This is a genomic window from Fodinibius halophilus, assembly GCF_011059105.1.
Lineage (GTDB): Bacteria > Bacteroidota > Rhodothermia > Balneolales > Balneolaceae > Fodinibius > Fodinibius halophilus.
Map to the genome: position 1 here is coordinate 22,870 of NZ_JAALLS010000002.1, position 15,756 is coordinate 38,625.

At 42.9% G+C, this 15,756-nt stretch carries 10 protein-coding genes; 5 read left to right on the forward strand and 5 right to left on the reverse strand.

What is annotated here, in order from left to right; genetic code table 11:
* Window positions 1-78: 78 nt before the first annotated feature.
* Window positions 79-3,012 (forward strand): CHAT domain-containing protein, encoded by a 2,934-nt coding sequence (locus G3569_RS01735; RefSeq protein WP_165265473.1) that lies wholly within the window; start codon window positions 79-81, stop codon window positions 3,010-3,012.
* A 698-nt stretch (window positions 3,013-3,710) separates the two neighbouring features.
* Here G3569_RS01735 and G3569_RS01740 read toward each other — a convergent pair.
* Both G3569_RS01740 and G3569_RS01745 read right to left on the reverse strand, forming a co-directional pair.
* Window positions 3,711-5,426, reverse strand: coding sequence for a M28 family peptidase (locus tag G3569_RS01740; RefSeq protein WP_165265475.1), 1,716 nt, complete (start codon window positions 5,424-5,426; stop codon window positions 3,711-3,713).
* Window positions 5,427-5,445: 19 nt separating this feature from the next.
* Window positions 5,446-6,189, reverse strand: a complete 744-nt coding sequence (locus tag G3569_RS01745; protein WP_165265477.1) for a segregation and condensation protein A — start codon at window positions 6,187-6,189, stop codon at window positions 5,446-5,448.
* Window positions 6,190-6,344: 155 nt separating this feature from the next.
* On the opposite strand from G3569_RS01745, the gene G3569_RS01750 reads away from it, so the two are divergent.
* The 4 genes from G3569_RS01750 to metK all read left to right on the forward strand — a co-directional run bounded on the left by G3569_RS01750 (window position 6,345) and on the right by metK (window position 10,227).
* Window positions 6,345-6,890, forward strand: coding sequence for an RNA polymerase sigma factor (locus G3569_RS01750; protein ID WP_165265479.1), 546 nt, complete (start codon window positions 6,345-6,347; stop codon window positions 6,888-6,890).
* Window positions 6,891-6,984: 94 nt separating this feature from the next.
* Window positions 6,985-7,818 (forward strand): tetratricopeptide repeat protein, encoded by an 834-nt coding sequence (locus G3569_RS01755; protein ID WP_165265481.1) that lies wholly within the window; start codon window positions 6,985-6,987, stop codon window positions 7,816-7,818.
* A 77-nt stretch (window positions 7,819-7,895) separates the two neighbouring features.
* A complete protein-coding gene (ruvB, locus tag G3569_RS01760) occupies window positions 7,896-8,897 on the forward strand; it encodes a Holliday junction branch migration DNA helicase RuvB (RefSeq protein WP_165265483.1) in 1,002 nt (333 codons plus the stop codon).
* Window positions 8,898-9,078: 181 nt separating this feature from the next.
* Window positions 9,079-10,227, forward strand: a complete 1,149-nt coding sequence (gene metK / locus G3569_RS01765) for a methionine adenosyltransferase (RefSeq protein ID WP_165265485.1) — start codon at window positions 9,079-9,081, stop codon at window positions 10,225-10,227.
* 76 nt (window positions 10,228-10,303) lie between these two features.
* Here metK and G3569_RS01770 read toward each other — a convergent pair whose 3' ends face one another.
* From G3569_RS01770 to G3569_RS01780, 3 genes are all read right to left on the reverse strand, one after another.
* Window positions 10,304-10,966 carry a DUF748 domain-containing protein gene (locus G3569_RS01770; protein WP_165265487.1) on the reverse strand — a complete coding sequence of 221 codons (663 nt, stop codon included), beginning with the start codon at window positions 10,964-10,966 and terminating at the stop codon, window positions 10,304-10,306.
* A 152-nt stretch (window positions 10,967-11,118) separates the two neighbouring features.
* The gene (locus G3569_RS01775) at window positions 11,119-13,734 is read right to left on the reverse strand and encodes a M14 family metallopeptidase (RefSeq protein WP_165265489.1); all 2,616 of its coding nucleotides are present in this window, start codon (window positions 13,732-13,734) and stop codon (window positions 11,119-11,121) included.
* An 815-nt stretch (window positions 13,735-14,549) separates the two neighbouring features.
* On the reverse strand, window positions 14,550-15,680 hold the full coding sequence (locus G3569_RS01780) for a baeRF7 domain-containing protein (RefSeq protein WP_165265491.1): 1,131 nt from the start codon (window positions 15,678-15,680) through the stop codon (window positions 14,550-14,552).
* Window positions 15,681-15,756 lie beyond the last annotated feature (76 nt).

Here is a 15,756-nt window from a genome sequence, read left to right on the forward strand (position 1 = left end):
TTTGGCACCAAAGGCAAACTTGTTAACTTATACAAGAATTTAGATAAAAAGCATAGATATCGCTCATACAAATTCAGGATGAATATAAAACGGCTACTTATTATCGGGATCACCCTGCTGGCGGGGGTTCCCTGGGCAGTTTGTGGGCAAAGCCTGCAGCTGGCCGACTCGCTCTATCAAAAAGGGAAACAGTACGATAACAGCGGCCACAAAAAAAAGTCTGAATTCTATTACCGGGAAGCCTATAATATCTATAGCGACTACCAAGACACCGCTTCCTTATTAAAAGCCGGAAAGGAATATGCGAGTGCAATGATGTGGCTTTCAAAAAATGAGAAAGCCATGGCCCTTTATAAGAAGCTGCTCAAAATAGACCACCCTGCCAGTGATGCCTATTACCGGGGCGACCTCTACAATAGTATGGGATTGTCTTCGCGAAAAACCGGTAAATTAGATCAGGCCCTTACGTATTATGAGAAATCCCTTGAGTTAGCTAAACAGTCAAAAAACAGCCTGCTTATTGGGGTGGTGTTCAGCAATTTCGGAACCGTATATGAAACAAAAGGGAATTATACCAAGGCTATGGATTTCTATGAGAAATCATTGCCTTATTTTAAAGGAATAAATCGTAAAAAAAATATTGCCATCACCTTTTCTAATATAGGAAGTATCTATTCAGGCTTGGCCCTCTATGACCAGGCCCTTGTATATTTTAATCGAAGCCTGGAAATAAAGAAAAAAGATGGAGATGTCCGACAACTAGCTGAAACATACCAGCAAATTGGTAGCGTCCAACGGAAACGCGGAAACTACGATCAAGCGTTGGTTTCGTACCAAAAAAGCCTTGAATTCAGCCGAAAGGCCGGAACCCCTAAAGAAACGGCCAGTGCTTTAAATAGCATTGGGTTACTCTACAAACAGCTAGGAGAATTAGATAAAGCGCTCAGCTATTACCAACAGAGCCTTGCCATTGCCGAAAAAACGGCCGGCCCCTTATTTATGGCAACCAAGTTGAATAATATTGGGCAGCTGCTCTGGGAACAAGACAAAATTGAACAGGCAAGTGGCTATTTTATTAAAGCCTATAAGCTTCGGAAAAAAGCGGGGAACCCCCATGAAATTTATGGCTCTCTTATTAGGATGTTCAGGGTGAACCTCGAAAAAGAGAAGTTCCAGGAAGCAAAGAACTATGCCACCCAACTTAAAACGATAGGAGATTCGACCGACAGCTACAAAATGTTACGTACTGCTGCTGAGTTTTTTGGAGAAATAGAACAAGAAAAAGGAAATCTGGAATCTGCTCTCACCCAGTATAAAAAAGCGTATGCCTATAGTGAGTTTTTACCCCCAACCTATAAACTACAATCTGCTAAAAATATGGGGAGTCTCTATCACAAACTAAATTCTGACAGTGCTGTCACCTATGGAAAAAAAGCCATTCGGCTCATTGAAAAACACCGCTCCAATGCAGGTGCTGTTTCAGAGCTTAAATCGGGATATTTTGGCCAACACTCCGATTTCTATACCGAAGTTGCTTCCTGGATTCTAACATATTCGCAAGCCCCAGCACAAGCGTATAAACTGGTAGAGCAAGCCAAGGCACGCTCGTTGAGTGATCAGCTGGCCCGGGCCTCCCAAAACATCGACCAGATACTGCCCAAAGAGGTGCGTATTGAACGCCGGAAAAAACATAGCCAGATTGAAGAGCTATATACCCGGCTGGAACAAACGACAGACAAAGACGAGCGAGCTGATATTGAGCAAAAAATCCGATCAGTCGAGCTTAACTATGCCGCCTATGAAAATAATTTGCATAATGAATATCCAGAACTAAAATCGCTGAAATCCCCCGAACCAATATCTCTGGAACGGGCCCAAGCACTTACTGACGAACAAACAGCCGTACTTGAATATGCACTTGCGGGTAATCAGCTGATCATCTTTTTGATAAGCTCAAGTAATGTTCATGTAGAGCAAATATCGTTATCTGACAGCCAGCCATTGGACGAACAGCTCACTGACTTAGTGGCTAATTTCAAAGGAGCTATTTTATCCAATGCCCCACGCGCTCAACTGCGGTCTCAATCCACCGAGCTGTACAATACTTTGTTAAAACCTTTTGAGGACGAACTTGAATCATTTTCTAACTTAATTATAGTCCCGGACGGTGCTTTGGCTTACCTTCCCTTTGAAGCCCTGTCTCGAGGCGATCAGTACCTGATTGAACGTTTCAATATTAAGTATGAGCCTTCGCTTACGAGTTTGGCTCTGCTTAAAGAATCAGAAAGTCCCAGCCAGCAGGATTTACTGGCCGTTGCAGGGTCAAATTTTTCGGGAGAGAATAACAATAATCCCAGGTTCCGGCAGAGTAACCTTTCTGCCCTGCCTTCTACCCTGATGGAGGTTGACTCTATTGCATCCCAGTTCCCTCGGTCTGCTATCCTTAAAGAGGATGAAGTATCAGAAGAACGCTTTAAAGAGATGCTTCAACAGAACCAATATCGATATGTCCATATGGCTACACATGGTATTATTGATGAAGACCGTCCCAGCAGAAGCGGGCTGGCCCTATCCTCTGAGGGGGAGCTCACAGCATCCTCAAAAGAAGACGGCATGCTGCGCAGTTCCGAAATTTTTGGGCTCGATATAAATTCTGACATGGTGGTGCTAAGCGCCTGTAACACCGGCCTGGGCAAGGTGGTAAAAGGGGAGGGCATTCTGGGGATGCAGCGCTCCTTTTTCTATGCCGGGGCTTCTACCGTAGTTGTAAGTCTGTGGAATGTTTATGACCGTTCGACGGCTTCGTTTATGACGGAATTTTATAAAGCTCTCAAAAACACCCCCTCTGAAGAAGGGTGGACCGACAGCATGCTCCGATGGGTAGGGTGGGACGAGTCTATCCCCTTTGGGCCCAAAGCCAAAGCTATGCGAAAAGCAAAACTAAAGATGATTAAACACCCACTGTTTAATCATCCGGTATATTGGGCTCCATTTATAGTTGTCGGCCGGTAATATTTCAGAAATGAACAGTCTTTGGGTTGCTCAGATTATTATTAAGCAATTTTAATAAATATCAGTCATCCTATTATCCCTCTCACCATAGTTCTCATTCCTTCATAAGTTCAAATAGTACGTGCAACAACATGAAGTAAGCCCAGATAGGTGGTGGTCCTAGTACTTTAGGAATAACTCTTAAATCGTCATCGAAATTTCTCCTTCTTATGGAAGAGGAGTGGTTTGGCAACCACCCCTGTCCACTCTACTGCTGTCCAGACGGACTTGCGATATATCGACTTTTCCCCTCTAGAGCTGTGGAAAAAGTAACCAGCCTGGAGTCAAAAATACTGCCAGTTTATTAATCCAGTGCATGGACCATAACCTGGCCTTTGATAATGATCAAGCACTTTCCCACCATCAAAATATTGCTGAGGGGGACTTACTTGAATAAGATCTGCAAGAAGCACATTGGAACCGTCGATCAATACCTGAAGGTGATTCCTGTTCACCTATCCGGCAAACCTTAAAAGCTCCCTTTGTTGCATTAGTTAGTTGAATACGGCCTTTTATAAATTTACTTTTCCCTTTACAACTGGGTCTATAACACCCCGCTTAGCGATTGGAGGCCATGGCCCATAACGCAATATATCCCTCTTGTCATCCCGGACTTGATCCGGGATCTCTTGGTCGTATTTATAGGGCTTTCTATTTATTCAAAAATTCTGATCCTTCGTGATCTCAATAAATTTTTGGTTATCTACTTCAGGTGCTCTCTCAGCATTTGTTATTGCTACCGTTGATCCATAGATCGTACGAACGATCTTAGTTAATTTATCAAAACGTATTTTATGCACCTCGTCAGAAGGACGGTGGTAATCTTCGTGAACGCCAGTAAAGAAGAACACAAAGGGCACGCCCTTACGGCCAAAGTGCCAATGGTCGCTGCGTCGATAAAACTGGTTGGGATCTTGCAGATCGTTATATCGATCACTTAGCTTTATCTGTCCGCTGCGTTCGTTGCCGGCCTTTACAAGGCTATCGAGCTGAGAAGAGATAATATCACCGCCTATGATGTAGCTATAGTTCTCAATCCCCTCTTCTTCATGCTTTCTATCAATACGGCCAATCATATCAATATTAATATTAGCTACCGTTTGCTCCATGGAAAAAACCGGGTGATCGGAATAATATCGTGACCCCAGCAGCCCTTTTTCTTCTGCTGATACATTTAGAAAAAGGATACTCCGTTTGGGCTTTACGTTATTTTCACCGGCTTTAGCAAAGGCCCGTGCCACATTAAGTAACCCTATGGTGCCACTCCCATCGTCATCAGCCCCGTTATAGATACGATCGCCTGTAGAGTCAGGGGCCCCAACTCCTACATGGTCGTAATGAGAGGTGAGCACCACTACCTCATCTTTGAGTTCGGGATCAGCTCCTTCGTAAAAGGCCAATACATTTCTTGAATCAACTTCTTTCTGCGTTGAGTAAGGAATATGACTTAGCTGATATGGCAGCTCCTTGGGCTTGAACGCTGAAACATCTTCAATCAGACCTTGTTTATGTACAGCCAAGGCCGTTTCTGATTCGAGCCCCAGTATACGTGCCGCAAGTGACGGGTTTATAATGTTATATCCTTTGCTAAACCCACCGGCAGACTCCTTATCACGATAGGCAAGCCCTAGCCGACCAACCTTTCCGTAGTTGGTTTGTGCTTTTTGCGCACGCTCCTCAAACTCTGCTGTAGTTGCAGCGGGGATAATAAGCATCCCTTTAGCACCCCGGCTCATGATTGTTTGAAAACGTGCCCGAGTGTTAATTGCAGGATTTATCAGTGTGTCCTCATCTACTGTATGGGGTATCTTTTCAAATACCATTACCCATTTGCCTTTCAGCTCAACGTCGTTGAGATGTTGAACTCCGCGAGAACTATCGGCAACTCCAAATCCCGCAAAAACGATCTCAGCCTGCAGGCTGTCTGTACCCCCATAACGGCGAATAAAATTAGCAGATGAGTTTTTGCTGGCGGTAGAATGGTCAATGAGTTTCTTTTGGTCACTTTCAGTGTTATAGACACTAAAAACAACACTGTCACTTTTAGCTCCTGCTAATTTAAAGCTCTGAAAATAGGTATTGTTATCGCCTACCGGCTTCAGCCCTATCTCCCGGTACTCGGCAGCAAGATAATCAGCTGCCTTTTTTTCTGACGCTGTGCCAGCCTCACGCCCTTTCATAGAATCGGCAGAAAAGGCTGCTAAATGTTTCTTCAAATACGCAGAAGAGATTTCATTCTGGTATTCCAGCAGAGCACTACTGTTGGTACTGGGGGTGGGGGATGATTGCTCTTCTTGCACGGATGATTCTGAGCCGGCACAACCAATAAATAAAATTGCCAGGATCAGGGATAAAACAACGGTTCTTGTGTTCATAGGTCAATAATAAATTAGATTAATTGGTTCCAATAATTTCGTCAACGGGTTTTAAATCAAGATAAAAAGAGGTAGGATCGTCATCATCAACATAGAGATTAATCTGTCGTTCTTTTAACATCTCCAGGACTGCCAAAAAAGTGACCACAATTTTCGCTCTGGTTTCCAGTTCCATACAAAAATCATAAAAAGAGGTGCGCCCCTCTTGTTGCAATCGCTCTAACACGTATTCTGTTTGGTCTTCAATGGAGTGTTCAATTTTTTCGACGTGATGGACCGCCTCCTGCCTTTTAATATCTGTAAGTACCTTTTTAAAAGCGGTCATTAAATCAAACATAGTTACATCCTGCAGGGCCTCACCGCTTGCTTGCTTCTCCACCTGATCAGCCTGATGATAACCTCGGAAGCGCTTTTTCTGTGCCTCTTCTTCAATGTCTTCCATTTTAGCGGCCATCTCTTTATAGCGCTTATATTCCAGCAGCTGTTGTACGAGCTCATAACGAGGGTCGTGCTCATCCAGCTTATCATCACTTTCTTCTTGGGGCAGCATCATCTTTGCCTTTATCGACATAAGCATGCTGGCCATTAAAATAAACTCGCTGGCTACATCCAGGTCCAGCTCTTCCATTAATCCAATATATTCCAGAAACTGGTTGGTAATATATGAGATGGGAATATCATAGATATCGAGTTCGTCTCTTTTAATAAAGAACAGCAGCAGGTCCAGCGGACCTTCAAAATTTTTGAGTTGAACGCGATACATGTAATTGTCTAACTATATTGAGTTGTGCCAAATATAAGCTGATCTGCCCCAAAAAAGGAAATATTTCCCGCTTTTACTATTAAAGTTTAATACTGATGAATCTTATTGCTTAAATCTTTATACTCATTGATTAAACTGGTATAGACTTTTTTCCTATGGACTATTCTAACTTAGTAACAGCTCTACAAGAGAACGACACAAAAAAAGTGAATGAGTTGATTTCAGCGCTTCGCCCTCGTCTCATCGCTTTTTTGCGCATACATATGAATGCGACCCAAGAAGATGCCGAAGATTGTGCCCAAGACTCCCTTTTAACTTCTATTGAAATTATCAATGAAGATCGTATTCAAAATCCCGAGCAGGTAGTTTCTTATATCCTTTCTACCTGTCGAAATACGTACTTGAAGATGCAGAAAAAGAAGCGACCGGAAGCAACAGACGATATTTCTGACAAACATCAACAAGCTCCACGTCAACTTCAGTCACTACTGGACAAAGAGCAGAAGCGATTACTCAATATTTGTATGGACCAACTAAAAGAAAAACACCAGTCATTTATGCAGTATTGGTTTGATCATCCCGATGCCCAGGCAAAAAAGGTGGCAGACCATTTTAACATCAGCCTGAGTAATACCTGGACTCGCAAGCATCGCATCATAAAGAAGCTAAATGAGTGCTATACAAAAAAAAGTAAATTATAATGTAAGGATTCGGCTTTTCGAGGGTCTTACTTAACAGACCCTCGAAGTTAAATTGCTTATAAAGCAATTCAAGCGTGAAATAAACTTTTTTGTTATGAACAAGATATCAAGAGACTTAGAGCTCGAACAACAAATAGATGCCTACATCAAAGGCAAGCTTACCGAAGAGCAGGCCGAAGCATTGTGGGAGAAGCTTCTATTACACCCCCAGTATATTGAACTACTGGAAACTGAATTAGGTGTCCAATCAATTCTGGATGAGTCCGCTTCTACTGATACGAGTGAGAACTCTTCCGAAGTAAATGATGAAACCATCATCTATTCTATGCAGCGATCCTGGAAGTGGATTGCCGCTGCAGCTTCAGTTGCTATTTTAGTTGTTGCCATTAACTTTCTGCAACAGGATACTAATCAATCAATACAGGAACTGGCACTTAATAATATTAATATTTCTACCAATCTTTCCTCTGCTCCTGTCATGCGGTCACAGAAAGCAACCATTGCCCCGGCCGACTCGCTTCTAAATCGAGGGTTCCAGGCGTCACTTTCCGGAGATGTAAAGAAGGCACTGCAGTTCTACAATAAAATTATCACCCAGTATCCTAATAAGTCAGCTGCTGTAAAAGCCTATTTAAATAAGGGTATTATTCAGTATAACGCCGGCGAGTTCAAGTCTTCGATTACTGCTTTTAAAGAAGTTATTAATAACGTAAAAAAGAATCCGGTTACCGAAGAAAAAGCATACTGGTATATGGGGAACGCCTATATCAATATTGAACAACTTTCTAAAGCGCGAGAAGCGATTCATACTGCCTACTCTATGGATGGCATTTATCGACAACCGGCCTATCGCATCCTTCGAAAGCTGGACCACGAGCTTGGTAATGTTGATTTTGATGATTTTGAACAGCAAATGAAAGAAGGATAAACTCGCTTCGATACTTTGCAAATAATGAGTTAATTTTGCCTGTTGGAAAACGTACTTAACTCATTAGGTTTCCTATTTTGCAAAACCCTCTATTAGATGCTTCCGATAGCGACAGAGATTTTGAGCAACCCCTACGCCCATCTCGCATAAGTGAGTTCATAGGGCAAAAAAAGGTAATTCAAAATCTTTCTGTATTTATAAAAGCAGCTCAAAAACGAGAAGAAGCTTTAGACCACGTCATACTTTCGGGACCGCCGGGACTCGGAAAAACCACCCTGGCCCACATCATTGCGAATGAAATGGGGGTCCAGATTAAACCCACTACCGGCCCCGTACTTGAAAAACCGGGGGACCTGGCCGGCATGCTTACCAATCTGGAAGAGGGAGATGTACTCTTTATAGATGAGATACACCGGCTTAACCCCGTTATTGAAGAGTACCTCTACTCTGCAATGGAAGATTACAAGCTCGATATTGTTATCGATTCAGGACCTAATGCTCGAAGCATACAAATTGAACTCAACCGCTTTACCCTGGTAGGAGCTACGACCCGTAAAGGACTGCTTACCGCTCCTCTTAGGGCTCGCTTTGGTATCGATATGCGCCTGGATTACTATGATGTTGAACTACTACAGCGTATTGCTCTTCGCACAGCAGCAATCCTAAATATGGGCATTACCGATACCGGAGCCCACGAAATTGCACGCCGCAGCCGGGGCACCCCCCGTATTGTCAATAAACTGTTGCGGCGCACGCGTGACTTTGCCCAGGTTGAAAATATGGACACTATTAATGATGCTATTGCCGATAAAGCACTGAATGCACTGGATGTAGATCAGAACGGCCTCGATGAAATGGATATTCGAATCCTCAAAGCTATCATTGAAAATTATGAGGGTGGACCTGTAGGGCTTGGCACCCTTGGTGTGGCTGTAGGCGAAGATAAGGGCACAATAGAGGAAGTTTATGAACCCTATCTTATCAAAGAAGGCTTTTTGCAACGAACCTCAAAGGGACGTATTACTACACGTAAGGCTTTTAAATACCTTGGTGTTTCTCCTCCTGAAAGTGAGGACTAATAGCTCTTTTGCTGATCCCTCGCTGTTAAAGAAGAGGCTACAAACCCTATTATCCGGAGCTTAGCTATTTACTAATAGAGCTCTATTAATTCTAATAGCAATTTATCTGCAACATTAAAGAGTTTTTTGTAGCTTCAAGGGCTTTATAACTGACAACTTTTTCACGAATTTCGTATTAATAATGAAGAACCTCTTTACCTCCGAATCTGTCTCTGAGGGACATCCTGATAAAGTAGCTGATCAAATTTCTGACTCTATCCTTGATGCTATGCTCAAGCAGGATCCCCAATCAAGAGTAGCAGTAGAAACCATGGTAACCACTGGGTTGGCCGTTATATCCGGTGAAGTTACCACTGATGCTTATGTTGATGTACAGGAGATAGCTCGAAAAGTTATACGTGACATTGGATATACTAAAAACTCATATCGTTTTGATTCGGAGTCTTGTGGTGTTTTAACCACTATCCACCAGCAAAGTCCCGATATTGCTCAAGGCGTTGATGAAGGGGATGACAAAAAAATGGGTGCCGGCGATCAAGGAATGATGTTCGGGTATGCCACCAAAGAAACCGACACCTACATGCCCATGAGCCTGCAGTATTCGCACGACCTGCTTCGAAAACTGGCTCATATCCGAAAAAACACTACCCTGCTTCCATACCTGGCACCTGATAGTAAAAGCCAAGTTACCGTTGAGTATGATGAAGATGGAGCACCCAAGCGTGTTGATACTATCGTTATTTCTACACAGCACGATGAGGATGTGGATCAACCTCAAATCAAACAGGATTTAAAGAAGCACCTGATCCCGGAAGTTATTCCTGAAGAACTAATGGATCCGGAAACAATTCTGCACGTTAACCCTACGGGCAAATTTGTAATTGGTGGTCCACACGGCGATACCGGACTTACCGGACGTAAAATAATTGTCGATACCTACGGAGGCCGCGGAGCTCACGGTGGTGGTGCTTTCTCCGGTAAAGATCCTTCTAAGGTAGATCGAAGCGCTGCTTATGCTTCTCGCCATATTGCTAAGAATATTGTGGGTGCCGACCTCGCTGATGAGTGTCTGGTACAGCTTGCTTATGCTATCGGAATTCCAGAGCCGGTTTCCGTTAATGTGGATACTTATGGAACCGGAACCGTAAGTGACATCGAATTGGCAGAGGCTATACAGAAAACCTTTGACTTAACGCCAAGTGGCATTATTAGTCGATTTAATCTGCTGCGCCCTATTTATTCCCAAACAGCCGCTTATGGTCACTTCGGGCGCAAAGAATTCCCATGGGAAAAGCTGGATTATACTGATAAAATCAAGAATGCCCTGTAATTATTTCTAAGACAATAAAAAAGAGTCATCTCGTAATTGAGATGACTCTTTTTCTTTTGGGAAAATAAATAAGTTCTCAGCTATCTAATAAATCCTCGACAGCATCTCTGGCTTTGTCCTTAACACCTTGCCTGATTGCTTCTTGAGCAGCTTCTTCAAGAATAGGCTTCAATATCTGACTTAACACCTGTTCCATGGTATTGTTTCCGTCTCTGCCAATTCCCTCAATCTCAATTTTGGAAAAAGTGCCCTCAACTGACTTTTCTCCCCCGATCTCCGTAGTTAATGTGACCCGGCCATCTTCTACCAGGAGATAGTCAATAACCGCCCTTGTTCCGGAAGAGGAACCTTCTTTTAATTTGCTACTGAGGGTATTAAGATTACTGCCTTTCACTTTTTGCTCAAAGTAAAGTTCCGGTTCCTTAATACGAACTTCCTTAACAATTACCGTATCAGAAAGCAGGGAATAGGGATCCACTGTTAATGATATTTGCTGTAATTTAACAGCAGGGTTTTCACTAAATCCCTCAGGATTGTATATCGTAATACCTTCAATCGATCCTTCTCCATTTAGTATTGAAATAGCCACATCATCTACCTTTACCGTAGTTTCTAACATTTCGGAGGTAGTACTTTCAATATTTGACCTCACTATGCTGTCAACACTGAGAGAAAGAATAACGGCCCCAATAGTGACAACAATAATTAAGCCAAAAAGGACTTGGAAAACTGGTTTCATAAGAACGTATATTGAAAAAATTAAAAAAGTGTTAGTTTTTCGTCTCCTAAATATAAGGCGGCTAGATCAAAGTATTGGAAATAAAAAAGGCATAGAATTAAGAATATAATTCTATGCCTTTGGTGTTATTTATGTGACTAAAAAGCTATAGCCTAATTTCCTGATCCGCCATCGATCGTTTGACCAAAGAATATAGCATTCATAAACAGCTTGTTGGTTCCATACCAAAAAGCCCTGAAATTGGGGTTATCGGTCATCGAAATAACACGCCCGCGCCCGGTATCACTAACAATGATCGAAGCTGTTCCGGCTAGCTCTTCCAGATTCTCTTCCGAAATGTAGCCACTTGCCAGCGGTTCTTCGGTATAATAGAGGGGAGTAGCATATGGATTCTCTGCTTTTTGCAGAAACAGAGTACTATTACGGAAAACCGTCATCTCATCATCATTATATCCATATCCCAGAGGATGGGTTAAATCTAACTTAGCATTAAAGATAGCCCCGCCAATATACTGTGCCCCGCGTGCTTTGTCTCTCTCAGCATATGGTTTGGGATTAACCTCTTTCTCATCCTCTTTTGAATTATCTTCTTTAACAAATTCAATATTTGCCAAATCATTTCTCTCGGCCCACCTGTTAGCGTATTTCGTGGTGATAAGAGTCCCGCCAGATTGTACCCAATCTTTGATATTACTTACAGCTCCATTCGACAAGCTATTATAACCACCATTAACCATAACGATGACATTATACCGACTGAGATCTGCAAAGCTAAGACGATCCGGGGGAAAGAGTGTGAGAGTCATGTCATAGCGCTGATCCAACAGGTGCCAGACTTCACCCACTTCGTAGGAACTTGCCCCCTCACCAGCAAGAACAGCTACATTGGGCTGCTCAAGGTCTTCAAACGAACCACTACCGAGATCAATTCCGCGCGGAGTCATCCCCGTTCCTACAGCATATACCGTCAATCCATCTTCATTTGCTGCTTTTTTCATGAGCGAATAAATATCCGACTCATCAACAGATTGGGGCCCCACCGGAACCAGCACCGTCCCGTAATCAAACCTATGCGTTCCGTTAGCAGTTACACCGGTAAACGGTTTAGAGGCTACTTTTGTGCGAACATCCGCATCTTGCAAACGATTCAGGGCTCTGGGCGCATAGTATTCATCCCATTCAAAAACATAGGCATAATCACTTTTACCGCCTACAATTTCTCCCTGTGGCAGCTCTGGTACTCCATCAACCTTACTGCCCAATAAGTCATCACTGTAATCGCGCCCTTCAAGTTCGGCAAACGGCAGGTTAAATGCGTAAGGCATGGTCCATGCAGAAACATCGTAAAACAGGCTATCCGTAAACGAGGTCCGTCGCTCAAACAGGGCCTTCACAAACTTATATTGTTTCTGATCAGAAGGAATCACAAAAGAGGAGTTGGCCTGAAATGATTCTCCATCAGCATTAATATTCTTTGCCAGTTCATACAACTTTACCTTGTGCCGCTTCAGCATCTCCACAAAGTGATGGGTACGTGCCTTATCATGAGATGTGCCGAATACATACCCCTCAATATCAGCTTGTTCTCCCTTTCGCTTAGATTCCTGAAAGAAACTTCGCTGATAGTTCAGAATCTCTTGGCGTAAATTTTGAGAAGCCTCCCATGTAGAAAGCGAGGTTAAAAATTGATTCTTGATCGTGAAGGGATACTTCAACACACCATGCACACTTTCCTGGGCATGTCCCCGCGAGCTGGCCTGCTCAAACAGTATCCCAATCCCACCATTAACATCAGGGTAGGTAGATCCTTTGCCGTAATAGAAATCATCAAAACTTTCTTGAGAGTAGTATAGCCGCTTCTGATTGTCCAGCTTTTCAGCATGATAATCGGCAATTGCTTTAGTCAGACTCTGATTTTGCTCAGGAGTGATGGGATGAGTTCGCGACTGTATTCCCGGCTGGAAGAAAAAGGTAGAATTGGTGCCCATCTCATGGTGGTCGGTCAAAATATTAGGCTTCCACTTATGGAAGTTATCAATACGCCCCTGGCTTTCGGGATGTTGAACCAACATCCAATCTCGGTTCAAGTCAAACCAGTAATGGTTAGTACGCCCGCTCGGCCACCGCTGATTCAGTTCCAGACTATTGGGGTCGCTAACTAAATTTTCGCTTTTATGTGTATTTGCCCAGCTTGCAAACCGGTTTAGGCCATCGGGGTTTAGGCTGGGATCCAATAAGATTACGCTGTTATTCAACTTCTGTTCAATTTCTTTGCCCTGAGCTGCAGCCAAATAGTAGGCCACCAGCAAGGATGCATTAGAACCGCTCGATTCATCCCCGTGAATACTGTATCCCCAATACATTACGATAGGCATATTCTCAGTATCCAATTGCTCTGAGCGTTCGGGATTGGTAAGCGCTACATGGTTTTTACGAATCTGCTCAATATTCTGCTGGTTTGAAGCAGAAGTAACAGTCAAATAAAGCAGAGGGCGGTCTTCATAGGTCTCTGCAAATTTGTGCAAGGTAATTCGGTCCGAAGCCTCTGCAACAGCTTCCATATATTTTACAAGCTGATCGTGGCGAACATGCCATTCGCCAGGTACCATTCCCAACACCTCTTCGGGAGTAGGTATTTCGGAGTTGTAGGTTACATCTTGTGGCAGATAGTAATCCATGGAGGCCTCAGCCTCGGCAGGATTTTGCCCATACACACTTGTTGAAAGCAGTAAAGTAAAAAAACCAAATAAAAGCGTAGATAATCTCATAGGTCTGCTGATTTAAAAATTTTGAGCGAAAATTACTATTACCCTCTAGTGTAAAGGTTATGAATGAAAAATGTTTTAAAAAAATTGAGTTCAAGCAGTAAGTGCAACATGAAATAAGCCCTTCCAGCGAACCCTCCCTGGGGACTTCCGCCAAGCGGCTATATTATTTTCGTACGGCCTAAAAACGAAGAGCAGGTAGCTGGTGCCCCAGTGCTTTAGTGATGACTCTTAAATCACCATCGAACATTTATAGAAGGTTGAAAGAGCAATGGTTTGGCAACCACCCCTGACCCACCTTGATAAGGAGGGGAACTTTAATATTACCTCATTGCTATATTTATAGTCTTTTACCTCTCTAAACCGGCATCCATTTTTTGATTATTAAATAGAATTGGGAACGCGGATGAGAAGAGACTAGCGGAGTTTCACCGTTTATAGTTCGGTGAGTATTTCTTTACCCAAAATAACTAGCAAAATCATTAAGGCACTCAAACTGTTACGGTGGTATGTATTTTTTCTGTGCCCATCCATATGATCCGTAGCATCTGCATACTATATCCTGTGGTCGAATTGAAATACGAAGTCAACATGTCTTGGCTCGTCCGTTTCTCCTCCTTATGAAGGAGGAGATTAAGAGGAGGTTGAAAGAGCAAGACCTAACGTTCGACCGGTACAAAAATCTGATTACCTTTCCCCACCCCGACAAACCTTAAAACACCGCTGTATGGCATTAGTTACTTGAATGCAACAAATAAGAAAGGCATCGCCCATTAAGACGATGCCTTTCCCGATATCCAAATTTGTGTTAAGCGCTGCTATGCATACCTGAATATAGCTGCTATTGAAGAGCCATTAGGCATATCTTCTTTATCCAGCGCGTACACATTACCACTTTGGGTAAGTGTTTTAATAGCTGCCATATTGATAAGGTCATGTTCGCCGTTCTTTGGCTCAGAGCTGTGATGTACTACATCGCGTTCGGTATCGAACCAGCCCCAGCTATGCTCGCCAATAGGTACAAAAAGTGATTCGACCTTTCCATAGTAGGCAGCTTCCACAATTTTAGTAAGGTTATCCGACTGTTTTTCAGATCCGGATAAATCACCAAAACGTTCGATATCATCATACATATCCTTCAGGAAATATGACTTTATAACTTGCCAGCCTTCATCCTTGATCTCTTCATTACTCTTTGGATCGGGATTGCCTGAAATAGCCTCGTCCATCGTACGGCTGTAATGACTTACCTTTCGATATATTGCTACGGCTTCATCAATACCTGCCAACACCAACGGATCGTTACGCTGGCGCAATATAGAGGTAACTTCATTTTCGATAGTCTTTAAGTAATTTTCGACATAGTCTGTCTCTACCGAACCGTCGCCCCATCCATGGAACATCGATGAGGAACCGCCACTGCCGGCTGAGGTAATCGTTTTTTCATATACCTCATACTTCTTGAACTCTTCCATATTATCAGGAGAGTCTTCAAGCTCAATCTCTGTTACCCCGGCCCGGGTGCATCGTAGCAGCCGTACTTTCTTTTGACTGAGAGCCAGTATGCAGAATGTCCCTTCCAGTGATATCATTGGGACCAGGGGAGTAATTAGAAAATGGTCATTCACCAGTACCCGTTCTTTGAAGCTGTGGGGTACACGGTAGTACTCAAAATCATCCTCAGTGATAAAGAGAGCTAATCCCTTATCATTATGTTGCCAAAACCTAGGCTTGTCCAGCAGATCTCGTGGTTCTTTGAGTATGTTTTCTATACGCTGTTCTTTTACCTTATGCTCTTTGAGTTGTTCTTTTGCATCACTTAATAAATTTTTAAGTCGTATAGGATCTTGTTGCACTTCTTCACCCATCTCATGAGTAGGTAAATAAATTGAAATGCATATATCTTGTTCTTTCTCTGCAAGATTGAGGATGTCTTCACGCGTAATCATAGATACCTCCAACAATAATTAAATATTAACACCTTGCTGATTTGTTAAAAACAGTTCTTCAGAAGTAAAGATTCAT